This is a genomic window from Actinoplanes couchii, assembly GCF_016862075.1.
Lineage (GTDB): Bacteria > Actinomycetota > Actinomycetes > Mycobacteriales > Micromonosporaceae > Actinoplanes > Actinoplanes couchii.
This window is the reverse complement of the sequence record NZ_BOMG01000039.1, coordinates 23,056-46,841: the sequence shown is the minus strand read 5'-3', so window position 1 is coordinate 46,841 and position 23,786 is coordinate 23,056. Positions and strand designations below refer to the sequence as shown.

Below are 23,786 nucleotides of genomic sequence, written 5' to 3'. Positions count from 1 at the left end.
GTTCTGAGGGGACAACCATGCCTGTTTTCGACACTCCCGCATCGATCAACGTCACCGTCGAGGTGGCCGTCGCCGACGTCTGGATCACCGCGAGCGACCGCACCGACACCGTCGTCGAGATCCGCCCGAGCAACCCCGCCATCGAGTCCGAGGTGGAGGCCGCGAGCCAGATCCGCGTCGACTACGCCGACGGCGTGCTGCGGATCATCAGCCCCCGGTACACCTTCGACTTCTCCCGTAAGCGGCGCGACGTCGAGGTGATCGTGGAGGTGCCCACCGGTTCCGCGATCGCCACCGAGATCCAGGCCGGCGGCTTCACCGGCGCGGGCCTCTTCGGCGCCACCCGGGTCAAGACCGCCGCCGGGCACATCCGGGTCGAGCGCACCGGCCCGCTGCACCTCAGCACCTCCGCCGGGGACGTCACCGTCGGCGCCGTCACCGGCAAGGCCGAGGTCTCCACCGGTTCCGGCCGGATCCGGATCGGTGAGATCGACGGCACCGGCGCCGTCAAGAACTCCAACGGCGAAACCCTGATCGACACCGTCAACGGCGATGTACGGGTCCGCTCGGCCAACGGCGACATCCGCATCGAACACGCCGGCGCCGGAGTCGACGCCAAGACGTCGCACGGCAACGTCCGGCTCGGTGAGGTCGTCCGGGGCTCCGTCACCGTCGGCACCTCGATGGGCGACCTGGCCGTCGGCATCGCCCAGGGCACCGCCGCCTGGCTCGAGATCGACACCAGCTTCGGCAAGGTCCGCAACGAACTCACCGGCGCGCTGCGCCCCGAAGAAGCCGACGAGACCGTCGAGGTACGGGGACGCACCTCGTTCGGCGACATCCTCATCCATCGCGCTCAGTAACCCTGGAAGGGTGACTCATGATCTCCGTTACCGGCCTGCGCAAGTCCTACGGCGAGCACCGGGTCCTGGACGGCATCAACTTCCACGTACCGCAAGGGACGGTCTTCGCCCTGCTCGGCGCCAACGGCGCGGGCAAGACCACCACCGTGAAGATCCTCTCCACCCTGACCGCCGCCGACGCCGGTGACCTCCGGATCGCCGGGCACGACGTCACCGCCGAGCCCGACGCGGTCCGCGCCGCGATCGGTGTCACCGGCCAGTTCTCCGCCGTCGACAAATTGCTCACCGGCACCGAGAACCTGCGGCTGATGGCCGACCTGAACCACCTCGGCCGCACCGAGGGCCGGCAGCGGGCCGCCCGGCTGCTGGAGCGGTTCGACCTCGCCGAGGCGGCCGGCAAACCGGTCTCCACCTACTCCGGCGGCATGCTGCGCCGCCTCGACCTGGCGATGACCCTGGTCGGCGACCCGCGGGTGATCTTCCTGGACGAGCCGACCACCGGGCTCGACCCGCGCAGCCGCCGCGACATGTGGCAGATCGTCCGCGACCTGGTGGCCGGCGGCGTCACCGTCCTGCTCACCACCCAGTACCTGGAGGAGGCCGACGAACTCGCCGACCGGATCGCCGTCCTGGACGGCGGCCGCATCGTCGCCGACGGCACCGCCGCCGAACTCAAACGCCGCATCCCCGGCGGCCACATCCGGCTCGCCTTCACCGGCGAACAGCACCTCGGGGTGGCGCAGTCGGTCCTCCCGGACGCCGTCCGGGAGAAGGACGCTCTCGCCCTGCGAGTCCCCAGCGACGGGAGCCTGGCCGCCCTCAAGACCCTGATCGGCCGCCTCGACGACCACGCCGTCGACGTCGGTGAGCTGTCCGTGCACACCCCCGATCTGGACGACGTGTTCCTGGCCCTGACTGTCGGTAAGGAGTCCGCCCGATGACCGTTCTGACTCCCGCGGTGCCGCGCCTGCATCCGCTGCGCGACTCGGCGACCATGCTGCGCCGCAACCTCAAACGGATGATCCGCTACCCGTCGATGACGATCACCCTGATCGCCATGCCGGTGATCTTCCTGCTGCTCTTCGTCTACGTCCTGGGTGGAACCCTGGGCGCCGGGCTGGGCGGGGGCCGGGCCGCCTACGCCGACTACGTCACCCCCGCGATCATCATGATGACCGTGATGGCGACGGTCCAGGGCACCGCCATCTCGGTGGCGATGGACATGACCGAGGGCGTCATCATGCGCTTCCGGACCATGCACATAGCCCGGGTCTCGGTGCTGACCGGCCACGTCCTGGGCAGCATGATCCAGGCCATGCTCGCGGTGGCGGTGGTGGTCGGGGTGGCCCTGCTGGTCGGTTTCCGTCCCACCGCGGGCGCCGGGGACTGGCTGCTGGCGACCGGTTTCCTGGCCGCCCTGACTTTCGCCTTCGTTTGGCTGTGCGTGGCACTGGGCCTGGCCAGCAAGACGGTGGAGACCGCGAGCAACGCCCCCATGCCGCTGGTGTTGCTCCCGTTCCTGGGCAGCGGTTTTGTCCCCACCGACTCGATGCCGGCCGGGATCCGCTGGTTCGCGGAGTACCAGCCCTTCACCCCACTGATCGAAACCATCCGGGGCCTGCTCCTGGGCACCCCGCTGGGCAGCACCCCCTGGACGGCCCTGGCCTGGTGTGCGGTCATCGCACTGGCCGGCTACCTGTGGTCCAAGCACCTCTTCAACCGGACCGTCTGACGGTTTCCGGCGCTCTTTCCGCTCCTTCGTTCGACCGGTCCCGGGCATCCCCATGCCCGGGACCGGTCGGCACGTTCGGTCACGCGGCTCATCGCTTGACTTTCGATGTCTGGATATCGATTATCGATACATGCATCGTGCACTGGTGACCGTCCTTCAGGGTTTTCTGGCCTTCGTTCTGCTCGTCGGCGTCTGGGCGCAGCTCGTCCTGATCCCCACGACGGCCGCCGACGAGGTGGACCTCTTCCCGCCGTACGAGCCGTTCCGGATCCCGCTCGTCACCGCCGCGATCGCCTTCGTCGCGTGTGTCCAGGCCTGGATCGTCGCGTCGATCCTGCTGCTGCAGCGCTCCGCCGACGGCACCGTGTTCCAGCCGTCCGCCCAGCGCTGGGTGACCGTGCTGCTGTCCGCCGCGGGCGGCGCTGCCGTGGTCACCTTCGCGCTGTTCGTCTACGTCACGTTCGCCGAGATCCCGTCCCCGGCCGACGGCATGGAGGTCATCGGCCTGTGGATGGGTGCGGCCACCGCGGTCGCCGGCTCGGTGGCCCTGCTGTTGCTCACCCTGGTCGGCCGCCACCTGCTCGGCAAGGCGATCGAGCTGCGGTCCGAATTGGACGAGGTCGTCTGATGGCGATTATTGTCGACATCGATGTCCAGCTGGCCAAGAGGAAGATGTCGGTGGGTGACTTCGTGGCCGCGGTGAACATCAGCGCCGCCAACATCTCGGTGTTGAAGAACGGCCGCGCCAAGGCGATCCGGTTCAGCACCCTGGATGCGATCTGCCAGGTCCTCGAGTGCCAGCCGGGTGACATCCTGCGCTGGGTTCCGGATGACTGAGGCTCCCCGCTCGCTCTGGCGCAACCGTGACTTCCTACTGCTGTGGACCGGGCAGGCGCTGTCGGCGTTCGGGTCCAGTCTGGCGGCGGTGGCGTACCCGCTGCTGGCTCTCGCCGCCACCGGTTCCGTCTCGCAGGCGGGGCTGGTGGGGTTCGTCGGGCTGGCGGCCAACGCGCTGATGCTGCTCCCGGCTGGTCTGCTGACCGACCGGTTGCCCCGCAAGGCGCTGCTGGTCGTCGGTGACCTGGTGCGGGCGCTGGCCGCCGCGGCCGTCGTGGTCGGCGTGGCGTACGACCGGGTCGGTCTGCCGCTGCTGCTGATCACCACCGCGATCAGTTCGCTGGCCGGTGCGGTGAGCGGGGCGGCCCAGACGGTGGTGGTGCGGCACGTCGTCCCGGCCGAGCAGTTGCCGGCGGCGTTCGCGCAGAACGAGGCGCGCTCGCACGTCGCGACGCTGACCGGGCAGCCGGCCGGTGGTCACCTCTACGGGCTGTGGCCGGGGCTCCCGGTGCTCGCCGATGCCGTGTCGTACCTGCTCGGTGCCCTGCTCACGCTGCTGATCCGGACGCCGCTGCACGACGACGGCCCACCGCCGGAGCGGGCGCCGCTCCGGCGCGACCTGACCGCCGGGCTGCGCTATCTGTGGCACCATCCGACGCTGCGGTCGATCCTGTTCTGCGCCACCGCGTTGCAGGTGCTGTTCGTGAGCCTGCCCCTGATCATCGTCGCCGCGGGCGCGGACACCGGGGTGGTCGCCTCCGGTATCGGGCTGGCCTTCGCGATCGGCGGGGTGGGCGGCATCCTCGGCGCGTGGGCGACCGGCCGGATGCGCCGGATGCTGTCCGGGTTCGCGCTGATCGCGATCTTCGGCTGGACCACCACGGTGGCGTTCGCGGTGCTCGGCTGGACCAGCCGGCCCCTCGCCGTCGGCGCCATGCTGGCGGTGATGTACTTCACCGCGACCCCGGCGAACGCCCTGATCATGACGCTGCTGCTGGACCGGACGGCACCGGAGATGCAGGGCCGGGTGGTCAGTTCGGCGATGCTGGTGGCCACGTGTGCCACGCCGGTCGGCCCGGTGATCGTGGGGCTGCTCTACGATGCGTACGGCCGGCTGGTGACCTTTCTGGTCTTCGCCGCTCTGACTGCGGCGATCACCATCGCCATGTATCTGAGCGGCGCCCTGCGGTCGCTGGGGAAGCAGACCGTCAGCTGATCACTCGGGCAGGTTGGCCTCGGCCCAGGTGGTCAGCTCACGCAGGGCCGGGAGCAGGGCCTGGCCGCGCTCGGTGAGCCGGTAACTGACCGCCAGCGGCGGCCCCTCCGCGACGACCCGCTCGACCAGCCCGGCGCTGCCCAGCTCGTTGAGCCGCTCGGACAGCACCGAGTCGTGGACCTTGCCGACGGCCCGCCGCAGCTCGGCGAAACCGGCCGGCCCCTCCAGCAGGGTCGCCAGGATCATCCCGTTCCACCGCTTGCCCAGGAACCCGAAGGCCCGCGCCAGGGCGGCGCTGCAGGCCCGGTCCTCGTGTCGCGTGTCACTCACTCTGCCCACGGATCAACCCTACCCGGGGTGCTAGCTTTTCCGAGTCGCTCGTTTTTTACTAGCGACTCGGAAAATCCAAGCCTTAGGAGTCGTCATGTTCATCGCCACCGCCGTCGTCTCGGTCCTGCTCGCCGCGATCCTGGTCGTCTCGGCCCGGGGCAAACTCGTCCGCGACCCGCGCCAGGTCGAGACCTTGACCAGGGTCGGCGTCACCGATCGGGCCCTGCCGCTGCTGGCCGCCGCCGAGATCGCCGGCGCCCTGGGTCTGGTCGCCGGCCTGTTCTGGTGGCCGCTCGGCGCCGCCGCGGCGGTCGGCGTGATCGCCTACTTCGTCGGCGCGGTCGGCTCCCACCTGCGGATCCGCGACTTCAACGTGGTGGCCCCGGTGGTCCTGCTGGTGGCCGGCGGCGCGGCGCTGACGCTGCGGGTGCTCACCTACTGACGGACCGTCCTCAATCGACCCCTTCCGTCGACCGCGGTCACTGGCTGATGTTAGGTTTGGCTAACCTAACTAGAATACCGAGAGGTGATGGATGCCGATGATTCCGCTCCGTCGTGTCGTACCGCTGGTGCTCGGTCCGCTCCTGGCGTCGGCCGCCGCTGTTCCGGCGTCGGCCGCTGCCCCGGCCGCCGTGCCCGGGGCGGTCGTCTCCTCGGCGCCGCTTCCCGGCAGACAAGCGCCCGGCAGCACCGCCACCACGATCACCTACTGGACCGAGAACTCGCTCGGCCAGGCCCGCCAGTCGCTCGCCACCATCTACGTGCCGACCGGCACGGCGCCCGCCAGCGGCTGGCCGATCCTGGCGAACGCGCACGTCACCGCCGGGCTCGGCGACGACTGCGCCTACACCGACGACTACGGGACGGCCGCCGCCGACGTCAACGTCGTCACCCCGTGGATCCAGGCCGGTTTCGCCTTCGTCGCCACCGAGTACATCGGCATCGGCACCGAGGGCTCGCACGCCTACCTGGACGCCACCGCCGAAGCCAACGCGGTGATCGACTCGGTCCGCGCCGCCCGCGCTGTCGCACCCACCCTGTCCAGCAGTTACGTGGTGAACGGCATCTCCCAGGGCGGCCATGCCACCCTCGCCACCGCGGCCCTGGCCAAGGAGCGCGCGCCGGAGTTGCGGCTCGCCGCCGCGATGGCCGACGCCCCGGCCACCAAGGTCGACGGTTACATTCCGCTCGCCGGACCGTACATCCCGCCGCTGCCCGCGCCCGACTACACCACCTACGTCTCCTACATCCTCGCCGGACTGGAGACCGCCCGCCCCGACTTCGACCTCGACGCCTACCTGACCCCGGCCGGGCGCGCGGTCGTCGACGACGCGCACCGGCTCTGCTACTTCGACATGAACACCCGTACCCAGGGCGTCTCGATCGGGCAGATGCTGGCCAAACCGCTGAACACCGGCGACTTCCCGGCGGTGCTGCGCGACGTCACCCGCCTGCCGGTCTCCGGTTACGACGTGCCGGTGCTGGTGAACCAGGGCCGCTTCGACGTGGTGGCCTTCCCGTTCCTGACCGATCTGCAGGTCACCGAGATGCTGCTGAACGGCACGAAGGTCACCTACCGCCAGTACGCCACCGGCCACAACGTGTGGGCCCAGGCGCTGCCGAACAACATCGCCTTCGCCCGCAAGTACCTCTAGATCCGGTCGCCGCCCGGGTGGACGACGCCGGTGTCGTAGGCCAGGACGATGGCCGCGGCCCGGTCCCGGGCGCCCAGCTCGGTGAACAGCGCCGAGACGGGTGACTTGACGGTGGTCTCGGCGAGGACGAGCCGGTCGGCGATCTCCTGGTTGGAGGCGCCGCGGGCCATCAGGCGCAGCACGTCACGCTCCCGGCCGGTGAGTGCGGCGACCCGTTCGTGACCCGGCCCGGGTCGCGGGCGGGCCAGCCGCCGGTACGAGTCGAGAATCGGCCCGAGCAGGCTGCCGTCGATCCACGCCCCGCCACCCGAACCGCCTCGGCCTCGTCCGAGCACTCCCCGGCCAGCTCCATGTCGGCCTGACTGCGCAGGATCAGCCCCAAGCCCGGCCCGCACCATCGGATGGTCGTCGACAAGCAGCACCCGGATCACGCGGGCACCCCGGCCAGCCGTCGGGGCAGGGTCGCGCGGACCACCCAGCGCCCCGCTTCCGGACCGGCCCGGAACGAGCCGTCCAGCGCGGCCGAACAGGTCGTGCAGGTCCCGGGCGATGCGCTGCCGGTCCTCGGCCACCGCGGCCTCGGCCAGTCTGGTCCGGGTCTGTTCCAGCTCGTCGATCAGCTCCCACTGCCGGCCGACGACGTAACCGAAGCCCCACCCTGGGCACCGCCGGCTACACACTGGCCGCACTCCTGGAACACCGCGGCCTCGGCCGCCCATGGCCACCGCCTCGACCGCCCGGCCGTTGTCCGGGTCGCCCCTGGCTGCCGGCCGGGGCGTGGGTCGGCCGCCTGGATCGGGAGGGGTGATCATTCCCGGCCCTTGGCAAGATCATCTGATGAGCGTCTGGCCTATCATTCGGGGCCTGATGAGCAAACGATCTCCAACGTATGCCGGGTTCCGGGACTACCTGTGGGATCTGCTTCCGGAGGCTCGGGAGCAGATCCTCTTCGAGGAGCTGGGGGAGGTCGGCTGTCACGGGGACACGGATGACCTGACCGCGTACCGGTTCATGTCCATGGCCTTCCTCGACGCCCTGGCGGAGGCCGTCGAACGCGGGGACACGGCGCTGGTGTGCCGCGGGGTCGCGATGGTCGAGGAGATGCTGGCCGCCGGGGACCGGGACCTGGACGACGTGGTGCAGATCCGGGTGCTGGAGAAGACCGGTCACACCCCGGGTCTGACCGAGCTGTTCCGCGAGTACGCCGGCCCGATCACCTGGCGGCGGATGGTCTACACCGAGGGACTTCCGCCACCGGAGCGCCCGGCGACGTTCGGGGAGCCGGTTCCGGACGGTCGGCCGGGCCCCGAGGCGTCGGCGGTGCGGGACTGGTTGTGGAAACACGTGCCGCTGTCCCGGTACCCGCTGCTGGTGGTCGAACTGGACGAGGTCCGCCGGACGATGTCCCTGGCCGCGATGACCCCGGAGCGCTACATCGCCGAGGCCGTCGTGTCGGGAATGCTCCGGGACAACCTGAACGAGTTCGTGCCGGGCCACCCTGACCCGGAACTCACCGAGGCCGCGGCGGCCGAACTGGAGCTGATGGTCGCCGACCCCGGCATGGCGGCGCTGCTGCGCCCACACACCGCCACCCTCACCGCCGAGGCCGACCGGAACCCGCTGCTGCACTCCTACGCCGGCCCGCTGCTACGCGCTTTCCTCCAGGGCTAGGCAGAGGATCCGAACGCTTTCCATCAGGGCTGGACAGGATCCGAACGCTTTCCTCCAGGGCCGGACGGGGCAAGCGACTCCCGCTCCGCCGGGTGACCGTGTCGGGATGAGTCAGGCGAAAATATCCCGCCTCGAGAACGGTGTCGTCACGGCGGAACCCCGCGACGTGCGGCTTCTCGCCGCCGCGCTCGGGATCCCGGAGGCCGAGATGGAGCGGCTCGTCGAATCCGCCGAACATGCTGACGATCGGGTCACCGACTGGCAATGGGCGCAGCAAGGCATGGTCAGCTCACCGAATGAGATGGGCCGGATCGAGGCGTCTGCGGAGGAGTTCCGGGTCTTCCAGCCCGCGGTCATTCCAGGCCTGCTTCAGACGAGCGAGTACGCGCGGGCCGTGATGACCGGGCTGAAGGACGAATCGGACGACGAGCGGCTCGCCGACTCGGCGGCCGCCGTCTCCGAGGCGGTTACCGCACGGATCCGGCGCAGCGAGATCCTTACCTACCCGGATCGGCAGTTCCATTCCTCTTCACCGAACAGGCCCTGCGGAACCGGGTGTGCCGGCCCGCTGAGATGGTCACCCAGATCGACCGCATCAGCGAGCTGAGTGCCTTGCCCTCGGTGGTTGTGCGGCCCTCTGGAGCTGCTGCTCGAAGCCGCCCGCCGGCTCGGGGAGGGGTGACGCACCGCGGTGGTGGTGTGAGCAACGTGACGGTGCACGGCTCTCAGCTTCCCGACAGAAAGGCGCTGGTAGGTTGCGCCTCAATTGAGGCTGAGCTAAGGACTGCGCCTACTCATGATCGTATTTGCCGTGCTGGCGGCGGTTGCCGTCGTGGCGATCTTCGGCGCCCTTCACTGGTATCTCTGGCGGCGTCTCGTCGTGGCCACCACCGTTGCGGGATCGCGGTGGCGGCGGGGCGGGACGGTTTTCTTCATCGCGGCTCCGCTCCTCGGGCTGGGGGCGATGGCCGGGGAGGCGCTGCCGGTCCCGCTGGTGGTGAAGAGCGCGCTCGGCTGGCCCGGCTACCTGTGGCTGGCCGTCTTCCTCTACCTGCTGATCGCGGTGCTGGTCGGCGAGGTGGTCCGGCCGCTGCTCACGCTGTGGCTGGGTCGCAAGGACGAGAAAGAGCCGGCGCTGGCCGCGGCGGTCGGCGCCGGGACCGGATCCACGGACGCCGTCGGCGCAACGGGTTCTACCGGCGTGCCGGGCGACCTGCTGGTGAAGGACGGCCCCGCGGAGAAGGACGAGCCCGGTGACGGGAAGCCCGTCGCGGGAGGCGGCCCGGTAGGAGGAGCGGGAGACGGCCCGGCAGGAGCAGCGGGAGGCGGCCCGGCAGGAACAGCGGGGGACAAGGCCGGTCTGAGCCGGCGGCGGTTCGTGTCCCGGGTGGTCGGGGGGACGGCAGCGGCAGCGGCCCTCGGCACCGTGGGCTACGGGACCTGGGGCGTCGTCAGCGGGCCGTCCGTCAAGCGGATCACCGTGCCGCTGGCGAAACTGCCGCGCAGCGCTCACGGCTTCCGGATCGCCGTGGTCAGTGACGTGCACATCAGCGCTGTCCTGGGCCGTGGGTTCGCGCAGCGGGTCACCGACACCATCAACGCCACCCAGCCCGACCTGATCGCGGTCGTCGGCGACCTGGTCGACGGGACCGTCGAGGATCTGTCCGGGTCGGTGGAGCCGTTGCGGGGGCTGCGGTCCCGGCACGGCACGTTCTTCGTCACCGGCAACCACGAGTACTTCTCCGGTGTCGAGGAATGGGTGGACAAGGTCCGCGAGCTGGGCTGGAAACCGCTGGAGAACGCCCGTACCGCAATGCCCGGTTTTGATCTGGCCGGGGTGAACGACGTGGCGGGCGAGGACGAGGGTGCGGGGCCTGATTTCGTCAAGGCGCTCGGTGACCGTGATCCGGCGCGGGCCTCGGTGCTGATGGCGCACCAGCCGATCGTCATCCACGACGCGGTGAAACACGGGGTGGACCTGCAGCTGTCCGGGCACACGCACGGCGGCCAGATGTGGCCGGCCACGCTCATCGCCGAGCAGTCGAACCCGACCCTGGCGGGCCTGGAGCGCTACGGCGACACACAGCTCTACGTGAGCCGTGGCGCCGGAGCGTGGGGCCCGCCGGTCCGGGTGGGCGCCCCGTCCGACATCACCGTGGTCGAGCTGGCCTCGAAGCAGGCGTAGGACAACAAGGGCGCACAGCGCCTATCGTCGCTGGAAAGCGCCCCGGCTCGGGTGGCGCAGGGCGGAGACGGCGGCGATCCGGGCGCCGTTGAGTGCCGCGGTGTGCGGATCGGTGGCGCGGTGCACCCGCAGATCGACGGCGCCGGCCAGGGCTTCGGGCAGCCCGGGGTGGGAGGCGCCGTCGCCGACGAGCAGCAGCCCGCGGTCGTCGGCCTCGGTCAGGTCGGTGTCCTCGCATTCGTCGCGCAGTTCGCCGAGGTGCCCGGCGACCACGTCGGTGAGAAGGTCGACGGTGGCGCCGGCGGCCAGGTCGCGGGTGCCGATGCCGGTGCGGCGGGCGGCCACCACCCGGCCGTGGTCGAGCAACGCGACCTCGGTCACCCGCGCGCCGATGTCGGCGATCAGCAGGGTGCCCGCGGTGGCGCCGGAGCCGATCGCGGCGGCCCGCACGCTGTCGATGAAGACGATCCGGCGCGGGGTGAACACGGTGTCCAGGACTCTGCGCATCAGGGCCTCGTCGGCCTCGGTGGTCAGCACCGGGCGGCAGGCGACGAGCAGGTCGGCGGCGTGCATCGGATCCGGGTAGCTCTCGACCAGCCGGGTCAGCAGGGTGGCGCAGCCGTCGACGTCGGCGACCCGGCCGCGGTGGACGGCGGTCTCACCGGTGGGCCCGCTGACGACGCCCTGGCGGGCGGCCCAGACGCCGGCGGTGGTGCTGCCGAGATCCACGGCGACGGCGAGGTCGGGGGAGGGATTCACAGGGTGGTTCCTTTCGGTGGATGAACACAACGGGGATGAACTCAACGGGGACGGACGGGAACGCGGGTAACAAAAAAGGGCCGAAGCCGTCTGCTTCGCCCTTGCGGTGGATGGTGAGGTCTACTCATCCGCCGGTGGGCCACGATCGGCTGCCACCGCGGTGATGATGTCCGCGACGAAGAAGGTCATACCGCAACGATAGGTTGATCAACTCAGAGATGCCAGGCGATAACGCTCCGGCCCGATCCGTTGCACCCCGGCATTCAATTAACCGGGGAGGCTGACGATGGGCAGAGTGTGATCGACGCTCTGCGGGGTGACCGGGTGCTGCGCGTCCTGGCGCTGACGACGGCTGCGGCCGTCGCGCTCGTGGTGTTGCTGCCGCCCGGCCACGCGCCGATCATCCGGACGCTGGCGGTCTTCTCGACCGGTCTGGCCACCTATGCCTGTTTCCGGATGGTCCGGAACACCGACCTCGGGCCGCCGTCGCACCGGTTCTGGGTCCGGAATCTGACCGCGATCAGCATCATGGGGGTCTCCAACCTGTGTGATCTGCTCGCTCCGTACACGCCGCCGGCTGTCGGTTCCTTCGGTGTCGTCTGCCGGGTCGCCGGCGCCAGCCTCTTCGTCTGGGCGTTGCTCCGACTGTCGGCCCAGGCGGACAGCCGGGCCCAGAAGGCCGCACTCTGGCTGGACATCGCCACGCTCACCGCCGGCAGCATGATCCTGATCGGGCACACGGTCCTCGGAGACTACGAGGAGCAGGGCCGGGCCGTCACCGCGCAGACGATGGCGATCCTGGTCACCGGTTCTGTGGGGATGTTCCTGCTGGCCCGGCTGGCGCTCGGCGGCGGTCCGCTGCCGCCCCGGTCGCTGGCCGCGATCGCGCTGTCGGCGTGCGCGGGTGGCCTGGCGTCACCGTTGACGATGCTGCTGCTCGACTGGACCCCGGGTGAGCCCGGCAGCGAGCCGCTGATGCTGATCCCGATCGTCGCCAACCTGGGTGTCGCGCTGTCGGCCCGGTTCCAGCTGATCGACGGTGCGGTCGAAGGCGCCGTCGACCGCCGCAAGACCTGGCGCCGGGTTCTGCCGTACGCATCGATCGTCGCCGTGGATCTGCTCATGCTCGGCCATCTGCCGATCCTGGAACCGGACCTGCAACTGGTGGTCCTGGGAGCGGTGCTGCTGACCGTGCTGGTGGTGGCCCGGCAGATCGTCGCGGCCCGGGAGAACGAGGTGCTGCAGGAGCGGTTCCAGCTGCTGGTGCAGAACTCGTCCGACGTCATCTCGATCTCCGACCCGGGCGGCCGGGTGTTCTACTGCAGCCCGGCGATCCGGCGGGTGCTGGGCCTGGACCCGGCGACGGCGATCGGCACGATGGTCCCGGACTGGTCGCACCCGGACGACACCGAGGCGTTGCGGGAGTGCTGGGAGAAGACGCTGGCCGGTGGCCCCGGCGCCTCGGCGACCTGCCGGATGCGGGTCCGCAACGTGCGGGACGAGCTGCGCTGGATCGAGCTGGCCACCACCAACCTGCTGCACGAGCCGAGTGTCGGCGGCATCCTGACCAACAGCCGGGACGTCACCGAGACCACCCTGGTGCAGGAGAAACTGAGTCACGAGGCCACCCATGACGCGCTGACCGGGCTGGCCAACCGGGTGCTGTTCACCGGCCGGGTGGAGACCGCGGTCGCCGAGGGCGGGCCGTTCAGCATCGTGCTGGTCGACCTGGACGGGTTCAAGGGGGTCAACGACACGCTGGGGCACGCCGCCGGGGACGCGCTGCTGATCGCGGTGGCGCAGCGGATGACCGCGAGCGTCCGGGCCACCGACACGGTGGCCCGGCTGGGCGGTGACGAGTTCGCCATCCTGTTCGACGGCCTGATCGGTGAGCCGGTGGACCGGGTGCTGACCCGGATCGCCGAGGCCCTGCTGATCCCGGTGCCGGTGCAGGAGCAGCTGATCTCGGTGCGGGCGAGTTTCGGGGTGGCCGACGCCAGCGGCGACGTGGACGAGTTGCTGCACCGGGCGGACATCGCGATGTACGCCGCGAAACTGCGTGGTGAGGGCGGGCACGTCCGGTACAGCGAGGGCATGAGCATCCAGGGCCGGGACGATCCGGGCGGGCCGCTGCGCACGGCGATCGACGCCGGTCAGCTGGTGCTGTTCTACCAGCCGGTGGTCTCGTTGCCGGGCGGGCGGCTGGCCGGGGTGGAGGCCCTGGTCCGCTGGCAGCACCCGGAGCGTGGCCTGCTCGGCCCGGGGGAGTTCATCCCGGTCGCCGAGGACACCGGCCTGATCGTGCCGCTCGGCGACTGGGTGCTGCGCGAGGCGGTCCGGCAGGCGGCGGCGTGGATCACCGAGCACGGGGACGCCGCGCCCGGCACGGTCGCGGTGAACGTCTCGGCGGCCCAGCTGCGCGAGGCCGGGTTCGCCGCCGGGGTGGCCGCGGCGCTGCGGGACACCGGTCTGCCCGCCGGGCGGCTCTGCGCCGAGATCACCGAGAGCACGGTGATCGGTGGCGGGTTCACGGCGGAGAACCTCGACGACCTCAGGACCCTGGGCGTACGCCTGTCCCTGGACGATTTCGGCACCGGAACCGCCACCCTCAGCACCCTGGCCACCTGCCCGGTCGACCAGATCAAACTGGACCGTTCGTTCGTTACCGGCCCGGACGCGATCCCGGAGGCGGTGATCCAGCTCGCCCACGCCCTCGACATCGAGGCGGTCGCCGAGGGCATCGAGACCCGGGAACAGGCGGACCGGCTCGCCGCCCTCGGCTACGACCTCGCGCAGGGCTTCCTGTTCGCCCGGCCGATGCCGCCGGCCGAGCTGGTCGCCTGGCTGCCCACCCGTACCGCAGCCGCTGCTTCTTAGGTTTGACCAGGGGTTTCGGTCAGCGTGGTGGCTCCGGTCATGATCGCGACCGCTTCCGGCATGGTGTGCGACCGGGGCGTGATCACCCCGGCGCCCCGGCCGAGCCGCTGGATGTGGATGCGGTCGGCGACCTCGAAGACGTGCGGCATGTTGTGGCTGATCAGGATCACCGGCAGACCACGGGACCGGACCTGGTCGATCATCCGGAGCACCTGCTGGGACTCCCGGACGCCGAGGGCCGCGGTCGGCTCGTCCAGCACGATCACCTTGCTGCCGAACGCGGCGGCCCGGGCCACCGCCACCGCCTGACGCTGGCCACCGGACAGGGTCTCCACCGCCTGCGACATGTTCTGCAGGGTGCCGATGCCCAGGTCGGTGAGGGCCTTCTCGGCGTCCCGGCGCATGCCCTTCTTGTCGATCATGCGCAGCACCGAGCCGAGCGGGCCCGGCCGGTGGCGTTCCCGGCCCAGGTAGAGGTTGGCGGCGATGTCGAGGGCGGGCGCCACCGCGAGGGTCTGGTAGACGGTCTCGATCCCGGCCTTGCGGGCGTCCTGCGGGCGGCGGAAGTGCACCGGCGCACCGTCCAGCCGGATCTCGCCGGCGTCCGGTTCGACCGCCCCGGTCAGGCACTTGATCAGGGTGGACTTGCCGGCGCCGTTGTCCCCGATGATGGCCAGCACCTCACCCGGGAACAGATCGAGATCAACCCCGTCCAGACCCACCACTTTGCCGTACGTCTTGACCAGGCCCCGTGCGGACAGGACCGGAGTCGTGGTCGTCATGCCTTCACCTTCCGGATCCACTGGTCGACGGTGACGGCGAGCAGGACCAGCAGGCCGACGGCGAGCACCCGGTACTGGTCGTCGACGCCCGCCAGGGACAGGCCGCTGCGGAAGAACCCGACGATCAGGGCGCCGAGCAGGGTGCCGACCAGCGCGCCCCGGCCGCCGAAGAGGCTGGTGCCGCCGATCACCACGGCGGTGATGCTCTCCAGGTTGGCGTCGGTGATCGCGTTGGGGCTGGCCGCGCCGGCCCGGCCGATCAGGATCCAGGCGGCCAGCCCGTACACCGCGCCCGCGGTCAGGTAGACGCTGAGCAGCACCCGGTCGACCCGGATGCCGGCCAGCCGGGCGGCCTCCTTGTCGTCACCGACGGCGTAGACGTGCCGTCCCCAGGCGGTGTTGGCCAGCGCGAACCCGACCAGCAGGTAGAGCACACCGACCAGGACCACGCCGACGCTGATCCGGAAGTCACCGACCGGGAACGTCTCGCCGGTCCAGTTCAGCAGGCCGGGCAGGTCGGTGGCCTGCACACTCTGGCCCTTGGTGTAGAGCAGGGCGACCGCGGTGAAGACGCTCAGGGTGCCGAGCGTGACGATGAACGGCGGCAACCCGACCCGGGTGACCAGCGCGCCGTTGGCGAGGCCGGCGAGCACCCCGACCCCGATGCCGATCAGCACCGCGACGACGCCGGGCAGGCCGCCGCCCTCGGCCAGGCCGGCGGCGAGCATCATCGCCAGGATGGTGACCGCGCCGGCCGACAGGTCGATGCCCGCGGTCAGGATGACCAGGGTCTGCCCGACGGCGAGCGCCCCGATCACGGCGACCTGCTGCAGCACCAGCGACAGCGAGTTCGGCGAGGCGAACCGCGGGTTGATGCTGCTGAACACCACGAACGCGATGATCAGGACGAGCAGCGGGCTGATCGACGGATGGGCGTGCAGCACGTGCTGGAGGCGTTCCAGCGGGCTCCGGCGCCGCTGGGCGAACTGCTCGACGGCGGTGGTCACTTCTTGCCCCAGCACTGGGCGGCGCCCTCGTCGGTGGTGATGCTCTCCACGCCGTCGGCCGCCTTGTCGGTGACCAGGCTGACGCCGGTGTCGAAGAAGCCCAGGTCACCGGTGGTCTGCGGCTTCTCGCCACCGTCGGCGACCTTCTTGATCGCGTTGACGCCGAGTTCGGCCATCTTCACCGGGTACTGCTGCGAGGTGGCGTTGATCAGGCCGTCCTTGACCTGCTGGACCCCGTCGCAGCCGCCGTCGATCGAGACGACCAGGACGTCCTTGCTGCCGGCCGCCTGCAGGGCCTTCTGGGCGCCGACCGCGGCCGGCTCGTTGATCGTGTAGACCACGTTGACCCCGGGGTTCTTGGCCAGGCAGCGCTCCATCGCGGTGCGGCCGCCGTCCTCGGCGCCGTTGGTCGGCTCGTTGCAGACGATGCTGTACGTGCCGCCGGAGTAGTTCCCGGTCGGCGCCTCGTCCCCGTTGGCCTTCCTGTCCTTCGCGTCGATGCCCATGCCGGTGAGGAAGCCCTGGTCCCGGTTGTAGTCGACGGACACGATCTTGTCGTTGAACAGGTCGAGCAGCGCGATGGTGGCGGGCTTGCCGGCCAGTTGGGTCGCCGTCCACTTGCCGATCAGCTCGCCGGCCTTGAAGTTGTCGGTGGCGAAGGTGATGTCGACGGTGTCCGCCGGGTCCGGCGGGGTGTCCAGGGCGATGACGTAGAGGCCGGCGTCGCGGGCCTTCTTGATCGCCGGGTTCACGCCGGGGCCGTTCGGGGTGATCAGGATGCCGGCGTCACCGCGGGCGATGGCGTCCTCGATGGCCTGGACCTGACCCGCTTCGTCGCCGTCCTCCTTGCCGGCGGCGACGGTCAGCTTCACGCCCTCGGACTCGGCGGCCTTGCGGGCGCCGTCCTGCATGGTGACGAAGAACGGGTTGGTGGAGTTCTTGGTGATCAGGGAGACGGCGACACCGTCGTCGCCGCTGCCCGGGCCGCCGCACGCGGAAGCGGCCAGACACGTCGCGGTCGCGACGGCGAGCAGAAGGGTTCCTCTACGCAGGACCATGATCGCTCCAATTTCGACAACGTTGTCAGGCCGATGGTGGTTATCGATTCGTTTTCTGTCAATGCCTGCTCTGACCTCGGCGTGTAACAAAGCCGCAACGGGGCGGACGTATTGACAACGTCGTCATCGGACGATCAGGCTGTGAGCCTCGTCGATCTCTTGCCGTCGATCTCCTGGGGGAGCCGTGGACACCCGACCGACCCTGCGTGACGTCGCGGCGCTGGCCGGGGTGAGCCTCAAGACCGCCTCCCGGGTGGTCAACGGCGAGACCGGCGTCAGCTCCGCCAAGGTCGACTCGGTCCGGCGTGCCGTCGGCCGGCTCAACTACCGGCCCAACTTCACCGCGAGCATGCTGCGCCGCTCGGCCTCCCGCACCGCGGCGATCGGCGCGGTCCTCGAGGACGTCGCCAACCCGTTCTCCTCGACCCTGCACCGGGCCCTGGAGGACACCGCCCGCGGCCGCCAGGTGATGATCTTCGCGGGCAGTGTCGACGAGGACCCGGACCGGGAACAGGCCCTGGTCACCGCGTTCACCGCCCGGCAGGCCGACGCCCTGTTCGTGGTCCCGGCCAGCGACGACCAGACGTACCTGGCCGCCGAGATCGCGGCCGGCACCCCGGTCGTCTTCGTGGACCGGCCACCGGTCGGGGTGCGCGCCGACGCGGTGCTGTCCGACAACACCGCCGGGGCCGCCACCGCCGTGCGGCACCTGATCGCCCACGGGCACCGGGACATCGCGTACCTCGGTGACCTGGCCACCATCACCACCGCCGAGCAGCGCTTCCGCGGTTACCGGGAGGCGCTCGCCGAGCACGGCATCCGGCCGGACCCGGCGCACATCGTCCACGACCTGCACACCGAGGACGCCGCCCGGCAAGCGGCCCTGCGCCTGGCCGGCACGGCGCAACCGCCGACGGCGTACTTCACCGCGCAGAACCTGGTCACCATCGGCACCATCCGGGCGCTGCGCTCGCTCGGCGCCCACGAGCGGGTCGGGCTTGTCGGATTCGACGACTTCCCCCTCGCCGACCTGCTGCAACCCGCGGTGACGGTGATGGCGCAGGACCCGTACCGGATGGGCCGGGCCGCCGCCGAGCTGATCTTCCGCCGCCTCGACGGCGAGACGTGGGAGCCCACCACCCATGTAGTACCGACAGTGCTCATCCCACGTGGTTCTGGGGAGATCCCTGGACCACACTGACCGGGAAGGCAACCGATGCTCCGAACGCTCCTGGCCGTCCTACTGGCGTTCCCGACCGCAGCCGGCAGCCCCGGCACCTATCCCGAGTTCCCATATCAGGACACCGCCTACACCGAGGCCCAGCGCGGGCAGTTCCATTTCAGTCCGCGGTCCGGCTGGATGAACGACCCGAACGCGCCCCTCTACTATCGGGGCACCTATCACCTGTTCTTCCAGCACAATCCGCACGGGCTGGCCTGGGACACGATGCACTGGGGTCACGCCACCAGCACCGACCTGACGCACTGGACGCAAAAGCCGATCGCGCTGGAGCCCGGCGTGCACCAGGGTGATCTGTGGTCCGGCGCGGGCGTGGTCGACACCGGGAACGTCACCGGGCTCAAGTCCGGCGACGACGACCCGATCATCGTGTTCACCGGCACCAACGGTGTCAGCATGGCGTACAGCACCGACGGCGCGAAGACGTTCGCCAGCTTCGACAACGGCCGCAAGCTGGTCACCATGGCCGGCACCAGCCGGGATCCGAAGGTGTTCTGGCACGCGCCGACCCGGCGCTGGATCATGGTGGTCTGGTCCGACGCGGGTGGCAACGGGGTCAACTTCTACACCTCGGCGAACCTGATCGACTGGACGTTCACCAGCCGGTACGCGGCCGGATGGCTGTTCGAGTGCCCGGACATGTTCCAGCTCCCGGTCGACGGCAACCCGGCCGACAAGCGGTGGGTGCTCACCGACGCCAGCGGCGAGTACGTGGTCGGCGCCTTCGACGGCACCACCTTCAGCAGCACGTGGATCGGGCCGCAGGTGATGGATTTCGGTCGCAACGACGCGGGTGGCACGTTCTACGCGGGGCTGACGTTCGCCAACATGCCGGACGACCGGGTGGTGCAGATGGCGTGGCAGCCGAGCAACCGCGGCAGCGTGTGGACCGGCAACGCCAGCATCCCGGCCCAGCTCGGCCTGCGGAACTCGGCCCAGGGCGTGCGGGTCACCCGTACGCCGATCGGTGAAGTGGCCGCCTTGCGCACCGCCTCGCAGGTGTGGAGCGGACTGACCGTGACCACCGCGAATCCGCTCACCGGCGTCAGCGCCGACACCTATGAGCTGGAGGCCGAGTTCGACGTCGCCGCGTCGTCGGCCACCCGGTTCGGATTCCGGCTGCACACCCGGGCCGACGGCAGCTACGACCGGGCGGTCACCTACGACCGGGCCACACAGACCCTGGACGGCAAACCGCTGCCCGCCGTCAACGGGAAAGTCCGGCTGCGGCTGCTGATCGATCGCGGTCAGCTGGAGATCTTCGGCAACGACGGGGCGTTCTCCTGGACCGACAACGTCGCCTTCGATTCGGCCGCGGCCAGTCAGGGTGTGCAGGTGTTCGCCGAGGGCGGCGCGGCAGTCGTGCCGTCGCTGAAGTTGCACCGGATCGGCAGCACCTGGGGTGTGGGGGAGTCGACCCTGGCCGGCAACCTGACCGGGCCGTGGCAGGCCTCCGGCGGAACCTGGGGCGACACCGCCGACGGCAAGCGGGGGACCGCGAGTGGTGACGGCTTCTACCTGAGCGCGCAGTCGGCGGGCGATCTGGTGTACGAGGGCGATCTGCGGCTCGGCACGGCCGCCGCGGCGGGCCTGACGTTCCGGGACCACTACACGGCCAACGTGGACGCCTCCGGCGTGGTGAAGCTGTGGCGGCCGGGCCGGGTGATCGCCACCGCGGCGGCCCCGATCGTCCGCGACCGCAGCCACCACCTCCGGGTGGTGGCCACCGGTTCCCGGTTCCGGGTGTACCTGGACCACGGCCCGGCCCCGGTGATCGACGCGACCGACACGGCCTACGCTGCGGGCCGCCTCGGGGCGAACGTGTTCAGCGGAACGGCCACCGTGCAGAACCTGAATCTCGGCGCCCCCGGCTTCGTCACGAACGCCGGCACCCGCTGGAACCCGGTCGCCGCGGGAACGTGGACGGTGCCCGGCGCCGGAGTGCGCGGCCAGTCCGCCGGTGACGCGTTCCTGCTGAGCGAGCGGACCGGCGGCGATTTCACCTACACCGGGCAGTTGCGGGTGGAGACCGGCACCGCCGTGGCCCTGACGTTCCGCGCGAACGCCGACGCCACCCAGCACTACACGGCGAACATCGACACGTCGGGCGTGGTCAAGCTGTGGCGCCCCGGCCAGGTGCTGGCGGAACACCGGACGACGATCCGCCACGGCCGCACCTACACCCTGCGGGTCACGGCAACCGGCCCCCGGCTACAGGTGTTCCTGGACGGCACGCAGGTGATCGACACGACCGACACCGCCTACCCGAGCGGCCGTTTCGGCCTGAACGTCTACAACGGCGCCGGCACCGCCCAGAACGTCACGGTGTCCTGAGGAACGGCGGCATCGCCTGCACGGTCCGGAACTCGGCGCAGACCAGACGCGGCGGCCGAACGTTTTCGAACGTCCGGAAGTAACACTGGGTCCGGAAGTAGCCCACCGACTCATCGAGCCAGTGGGCATCCGGCACCCACATCCACCGGAGATTCCGGCCGGGGTCGTTCTCGCTGCTGACCCGCTGCGCGCCGGTCCACTCCAGTGGCTGCTTCAACCGCCGCCACCAGTGGTCGACCACCGTCACCACTTCGTCGGGAGGAGGAGGCGTGGTGCTCCGCCAGCGGGCGACCTGGACCTTGAACTGTTGGAGATCCCAGTCGCCCCAGATGGCGTATGTGTCCGGGTCCTGTGCCACGCATCCCCCTCGCAGTCGTCAGGGCCTCCCGCGAGCCGCCAGATAGGCTTCGGCCTCGGCGCGTTCGGCCCGGTCGGGTCGTTCGTCGTCGGGATCGTCGGTCTCGTCCGGGCGTCGGAACCAGTCGGTCAGCCAGGCCCGTTCGATGCGGGTGCCGCCGCCGGGCTTCTGAGCCAACTGCCAGGGCAACGACGCCTGCACCAGGGTGCGCAGGTCCGCCGGAGAGAGCGCGCTGTAGCGGACGATGACGTCGGTGATGGTGGCGTGCAGCGCCTCGTCGTCGATCGGTACCGCGTCGGCGGTGTCCATGTCGTGCAGAGTGACACCGTTCTCGGTCGCGTACAGGGCTTCCGCGAACAGTGGCTCGTCGGCCCAGGCCAGGTGATGTCCCTGAGCGAAGAACATCAACAGGTGCTTCTTGGCGGTGCTCAAGCCGGGACGTCGGGCGTCCATGGCGATGATCACGGAACCGGCGCTCGTAGTCATCGGCGCAAGGTATCGGGACCTCACCGCGGGTTCCAATCCCTGCATCGGTGGCAATTTCGGCATGATCGCCAACGGTGCTGCGAAAGTCGATCGTGCCTCCACTTCGACCTGTTCCGAACTCGATACATCACGAAAGGTATCGATGCGGTGACGCTGTGGGTGTCGGATCAGGGACTCGCGGGCATTGGTCATCATCCCTCCATTCGCCAACTCGGTGAAAACCTCCTCCCAGTACCGCCGGGACCATCGGGCGGAACAGGCGCAGCACGTCGTGGACGAAACGGTGGCGGGGGAGGCCGAGGGCTCGGAGGGCGGCGCCGTGGTCGGCGGCCACCACCACTGCCGCCCCCGTCATCAGCGTCCACCAGAAGGCGGCCACCGCGAGGCGGCCGGGCAGTGGGGTGGCGGCGAAGCCCTGGCGCAGGCGGTCCAGGTGGAACGGGACGTGGCGTTCCTCGTCGGACAGGATGCGGGCGGCCACGTCCGAGATGTAGGGGTCGCCCGCGCCGTCGCGCAGCGCGCGATAGTAGCGCAGCGCCACCACCTCGGCCAGCATCAGGGTCAGCAACTCCAGGCGGAGGCCGCCGGCCCGGCGGACCAGGACGAAGACGGTGTCGGTCCAGTGGCCGGCGATGGTGCCGGCGCCGGCGTAGCGCAGCACGTTCGCCAGGCGTACCGCATGGCTCTGTTCCTCGGCCACGAACAGCCGGATCGCGGCCAGGTAGACCGGGTCGCCGGCCCGTTCCGCCGCCGCGATCAGGCTGCCGCCGTCGCCGTCCTCGCCGGCCTGGAAACGCTGCACGCTGTGGATCAGCGCGGGGTGCATGCGGCCGCCCCGAGGCTGCGATTCCGCAGGACGCCGGGCGTGCTTCTCGAACGTCGCAAGATGTTCCTGGAAGTCCATGAGCAGATCCTGGGCCCGCGGACGGCGGCCGGGTAAGGGCCGTCACGGAACCTCCACAACACCCACTCGATCCATCCGCGCCAATTGATGGTCGAGCAGGGCGATCGCCTCCTCCGCCGTTCGCATGCCGGCCATCACGCCGTCGGCCAGCCCGGTGGCCAGGGCGAGCAGGATCGCCGCGCCGGGGCCGGGGAACTCGGCGGCGATCCGGTTCTCCAGGGCGGCGCTGTTGCGGGCGTACGGCAGCGCGGCCAGCGCCGGATCGGTCAGGGCGAGGGCGTGGTAGGCGGCGAACACCGTGTACGCCGCGCGCTGCTCGTCGTCGGCCGGGATCAGCTGGACCAGCCATGCGCGGGCGTCGTCGCCGGTGGAGGCCGCTCGCTGGCTCACGCCCAGGGCCAGATGCTCCAGCCCGGCGAAGAGCAGCCGCTCCTTGGTGTGGAACCAGTACTGCACCGTGCTCACCGTGACACCCGACTCGGCGGCGACCGTGCGCATGCTCACCGCGTGCAGGCCGCGGGCGGCGGCGATACGCAGCAGCGCGTCGAGGATGTGGGCGCGGCGTTCGGCGTGATCGGACAGCTTCGGCATCCTTTGATAGTACGGTCGTACCATCAAAGGATGCCTAACTTCATCGATGAGTACGCCCGGGAGAAGTACCTGGCCGCTTACGAGATCGCCATGCGCGCGTGGCCGGAACCCCGCACCGAGATCGACGTGCTCACCTCCTTCGGAACGGTGCACGTGCACCGCTACGGCCCCGAGCGAGGCACGCCGATCGTGTTGCTGCACGGCGCCGCCGGGGGTTCCGCGCACTGGCACCGGCAGGTCGCGGCCCTGGGCGGGGAGCATCCGGTCTACGCGATCGACACCCTCGACGATCCGGGGCGCAGTGTCCCGTCCCGGGAGGTGACCGGCTCGGCGGAGAACGCGGCGTGGCTGGACGAGACCCTGGCCGGGCTCGGGCTGGACGGGGTGACGGTGGTCGGTCACTCGTACGGCGGCTTCCTGGCCCTGTGCCTTGCCCTGCATCGTCCGGAGCGGCTCGGTTCCGTGGTGCTGCTCGACCCCGGCGGGCTGGAGAAGGTGCCACTGCGTTTCTACCTGCACGTGCTGGCGGGGCTGCCGGCGATGCTGGCGCCGCGGCGGGCCCGCCCGGTCCTGGCCCGGCTGCTCGCCAACCATGCGCTGGCCATGCCGCCGGAGCAGGTGGCGCCGGTGCTGCTGGCGGCCCGGACCTGGCGGACGAAACGGCCGGCGGCCCGAGCGTTCAGCGACGACGAGATCCACTCGATCCGGGTGCCGATGCGGATCGTGCTGGCCGGCCGGAGCAGTCTGGTGCGCCCGCGCCGGGTGCGGCGGCGGTTCCCGCGGCACGACATCACGATCATCCGTGGGGCCGGGCACGGTCTGCCGTTGGAACGACCCGGGACGGTCAACCGGCTGATTCTCGATGTCGTCCGATGACCGGCGGGGCTTGTATCGATACAAT

The 23,786-nt window shown here is 70.5% G+C and carries 25 protein-coding genes; 15 read left to right on the top strand and 10 right to left on the bottom strand.

Annotated features, from left to right (window positions below; all coding sequences use genetic code 11):
* Window positions 1-17 precede the first annotated feature (17 nt).
* From Aco03nite_RS13005 to Aco03nite_RS12980, 6 genes are all read left to right on the top strand, one after another.
* Window positions 18-863, top strand: coding sequence for a DUF4097 family beta strand repeat-containing protein (locus Aco03nite_RS13005; RefSeq protein WP_203795312.1), 846 nt, complete (start codon window positions 18-20; stop codon window positions 861-863).
* A gap of 17 nt (window positions 864-880) precedes the next feature.
* Window positions 881-1,804: an ATP-binding cassette domain-containing protein gene (locus Aco03nite_RS13000; protein ID WP_203795311.1), complete on the top strand. Its 924-nt coding sequence runs from the start codon at window positions 881-883 to the stop codon at window positions 1,802-1,804.
* On the top strand, window positions 1,801-2,595 hold the full coding sequence (locus Aco03nite_RS12995) for an ABC transporter permease (RefSeq protein WP_203795310.1): 795 nt from the start codon (window positions 1,801-1,803) through the stop codon (window positions 2,593-2,595). Before Aco03nite_RS13000 ends, Aco03nite_RS12995 begins: the two co-directional genes overlap by 4 nt.
* 130 nt (window positions 2,596-2,725) lie before the next feature.
* Window positions 2,726-3,223: a DUF2975 domain-containing protein gene (locus Aco03nite_RS12990; RefSeq protein WP_203795309.1), complete on the top strand. Its 498-nt coding sequence runs from the start codon at window positions 2,726-2,728 to the stop codon at window positions 3,221-3,223.
* On the top strand, window positions 3,223-3,432 hold the full coding sequence (locus Aco03nite_RS12985; RefSeq protein WP_203795308.1) for a helix-turn-helix domain-containing protein: 210 nt from the start codon (window positions 3,223-3,225) through the stop codon (window positions 3,430-3,432). Before Aco03nite_RS12990 ends, Aco03nite_RS12985 begins: the two co-directional genes overlap by 1 nt.
* Entirely contained in the window at window positions 3,425-4,648 is a 1,224-nt protein-coding gene (locus Aco03nite_RS12980) for an MFS transporter (RefSeq protein ID WP_203795307.1), read from the top strand. Before Aco03nite_RS12985 ends, Aco03nite_RS12980 begins: the two co-directional genes overlap by 8 nt.
* Here the strand turns inward: Aco03nite_RS12980 and Aco03nite_RS12975 are convergent, their stop codons facing one another.
* Window positions 4,649-4,987: a winged helix-turn-helix transcriptional regulator gene (locus Aco03nite_RS12975; protein ID WP_239145108.1), complete on the bottom strand. Its 339-nt coding sequence runs from the start codon at window positions 4,985-4,987 to the stop codon at window positions 4,649-4,651. It lies immediately after the preceding gene.
* Between the two features lie 85 nt (window positions 4,988-5,072).
* Here Aco03nite_RS12975 and Aco03nite_RS12970 point away from each other — a divergent pair, with 85 nt between their 5' ends.
* Complete coding sequence (locus Aco03nite_RS12970; RefSeq protein ID WP_203795306.1) at window positions 5,073-5,420, top strand: DoxX family protein; 348 nt, start codon at window positions 5,073-5,075, stop codon at window positions 5,418-5,420.
* 91 nt (window positions 5,421-5,511) lie between these two features.
* Window positions 5,512-6,633, top strand: coding sequence for a lipase family protein (locus tag Aco03nite_RS12965; protein WP_203795305.1), 1,122 nt, complete (start codon window positions 5,512-5,514; stop codon window positions 6,631-6,633).
* Here the strand turns inward: Aco03nite_RS12965 and Aco03nite_RS52860 are convergent.
* The gene (locus Aco03nite_RS52860) at window positions 6,630-7,313 is read right to left on the bottom strand and encodes a response regulator transcription factor (RefSeq protein WP_239145107.1); all 684 of its coding nucleotides are present in this window, start codon (window positions 7,311-7,313) and stop codon (window positions 6,630-6,632) included. The genes Aco03nite_RS12965 and Aco03nite_RS52860 overlap by 4 nt on opposite strands.
* A gap of 187 nt (window positions 7,314-7,500) precedes the next feature.
* On the opposite strand from Aco03nite_RS52860, the gene Aco03nite_RS12955 reads away from it, so the two are divergent.
* The 3 genes from Aco03nite_RS12955 (at window position 7,501) to Aco03nite_RS12945 (ending at window position 10,489) form a co-directional block, all read left to right on the top strand.
* Complete coding sequence (locus Aco03nite_RS12955) at window positions 7,501-8,304, top strand: DUF7674 family protein (RefSeq protein ID WP_203795304.1); 804 nt, start codon at window positions 7,501-7,503, stop codon at window positions 8,302-8,304.
* A 7-nt stretch (window positions 8,305-8,311) separates the two neighbouring features.
* The gene (locus Aco03nite_RS12950; RefSeq protein ID WP_307837639.1) at window positions 8,312-8,911 is read left to right on the top strand and encodes a Scr1 family TA system antitoxin-like transcriptional regulator; all 600 of its coding nucleotides are present in this window, start codon (window positions 8,312-8,314) and stop codon (window positions 8,909-8,911) included.
* A 189-nt stretch (window positions 8,912-9,100) separates the two neighbouring features.
* A complete protein-coding gene (locus Aco03nite_RS12945) occupies window positions 9,101-10,489 on the top strand; it encodes a metallophosphoesterase (protein ID WP_203795302.1) in 1,389 nt (462 codons plus the stop codon).
* A gap of 21 nt (window positions 10,490-10,510) precedes the next feature.
* Here Aco03nite_RS12945 and Aco03nite_RS12940 read toward each other — a convergent pair whose 3' ends face one another.
* Window positions 10,511-11,248: a rod shape-determining protein gene (locus Aco03nite_RS12940; protein ID WP_203795301.1), complete on the bottom strand. Its 738-nt coding sequence runs from the start codon at window positions 11,246-11,248 to the stop codon at window positions 10,511-10,513.
* Between the two features lie 297 nt (window positions 11,249-11,545).
* Here Aco03nite_RS12940 and Aco03nite_RS12935 point away from each other — a divergent pair, with 297 nt between their 5' ends.
* Window positions 11,546-14,125, top strand: a complete 2,580-nt coding sequence (locus Aco03nite_RS12935; RefSeq protein WP_203795300.1) for a putative bifunctional diguanylate cyclase/phosphodiesterase — start codon at window positions 11,546-11,548, stop codon at window positions 14,123-14,125.
* Here Aco03nite_RS12935 and Aco03nite_RS12930 read toward each other — a convergent pair.
* From Aco03nite_RS12930 to Aco03nite_RS12920, 3 genes are read right to left on the bottom strand one after another with little or no spacing between them, the layout of a single operon-like run.
* Complete coding sequence (locus Aco03nite_RS12930; RefSeq protein WP_203795299.1) at window positions 14,122-14,907, bottom strand: ATP-binding cassette domain-containing protein; 786 nt, start codon at window positions 14,905-14,907, stop codon at window positions 14,122-14,124. The genes Aco03nite_RS12935 and Aco03nite_RS12930 overlap by 4 nt on opposite strands.
* A complete protein-coding gene (locus tag Aco03nite_RS12925; RefSeq protein ID WP_203795298.1) occupies window positions 14,904-15,914 on the bottom strand; it encodes an ABC transporter permease in 1,011 nt (336 codons plus the stop codon). The genes Aco03nite_RS12930 and Aco03nite_RS12925 overlap by 4 nt, the downstream gene beginning before the upstream one ends.
* A complete protein-coding gene (locus Aco03nite_RS12920; RefSeq protein ID WP_203795297.1) occupies window positions 15,911-16,972 on the bottom strand; it encodes a substrate-binding domain-containing protein in 1,062 nt (353 codons plus the stop codon). Before Aco03nite_RS12920 ends, Aco03nite_RS12925 begins: the two co-directional genes overlap by 4 nt.
* Before the next feature lie 184 nt (window positions 16,973-17,156).
* Between Aco03nite_RS12920 and Aco03nite_RS12915 the strand changes: the two genes are divergently transcribed.
* Window positions 17,157-18,173 (top strand): LacI family DNA-binding transcriptional regulator, encoded by a 1,017-nt coding sequence (locus tag Aco03nite_RS12915; protein WP_239145106.1) that lies wholly within the window; start codon window positions 17,157-17,159, stop codon window positions 18,171-18,173.
* A 15-nt stretch (window positions 18,174-18,188) separates the two neighbouring features.
* A complete protein-coding gene (locus Aco03nite_RS12910; RefSeq protein ID WP_203795296.1) occupies window positions 18,189-20,546 on the top strand; it encodes a glycoside hydrolase family 32 protein in 2,358 nt (785 codons plus the stop codon).
* Here the strand turns inward: Aco03nite_RS12910 and Aco03nite_RS12905 are convergent.
* From Aco03nite_RS12905 to Aco03nite_RS12890, 4 genes are all read right to left on the bottom strand, one after another.
* Complete coding sequence (locus tag Aco03nite_RS12905; RefSeq protein WP_203795295.1) at window positions 20,533-20,904, bottom strand: hypothetical protein; 372 nt, start codon at window positions 20,902-20,904, stop codon at window positions 20,533-20,535. The two genes, Aco03nite_RS12910 and Aco03nite_RS12905, sit on opposite strands and share 14 nt — an antisense overlap.
* 18 nt (window positions 20,905-20,922) lie before the next feature.
* A complete protein-coding gene (locus Aco03nite_RS12900) occupies window positions 20,923-21,390 on the bottom strand; it encodes a Panacea domain-containing protein (protein ID WP_239145105.1) in 468 nt (155 codons plus the stop codon).
* A 127-nt stretch (window positions 21,391-21,517) separates the two neighbouring features.
* Window positions 21,518-22,216, bottom strand: a complete 699-nt coding sequence (locus Aco03nite_RS12895) for a ferritin-like domain-containing protein (protein ID WP_203795294.1) — start codon at window positions 22,214-22,216, stop codon at window positions 21,518-21,520.
* 120 nt (window positions 22,217-22,336) lie between these two features.
* Complete coding sequence (locus Aco03nite_RS12890) at window positions 22,337-22,885, bottom strand: TetR/AcrR family transcriptional regulator (RefSeq protein WP_203795293.1); 549 nt, start codon at window positions 22,883-22,885, stop codon at window positions 22,337-22,339.
* A 30-nt stretch (window positions 22,886-22,915) separates the two neighbouring features.
* On the opposite strand from Aco03nite_RS12890, the gene Aco03nite_RS12885 reads away from it, so the two are divergent.
* Complete coding sequence (locus Aco03nite_RS12885; protein ID WP_203795292.1) at window positions 22,916-23,761, top strand: alpha/beta fold hydrolase; 846 nt, start codon at window positions 22,916-22,918, stop codon at window positions 23,759-23,761.
* Window positions 23,762-23,786: the final 25 nt, after the last annotated feature.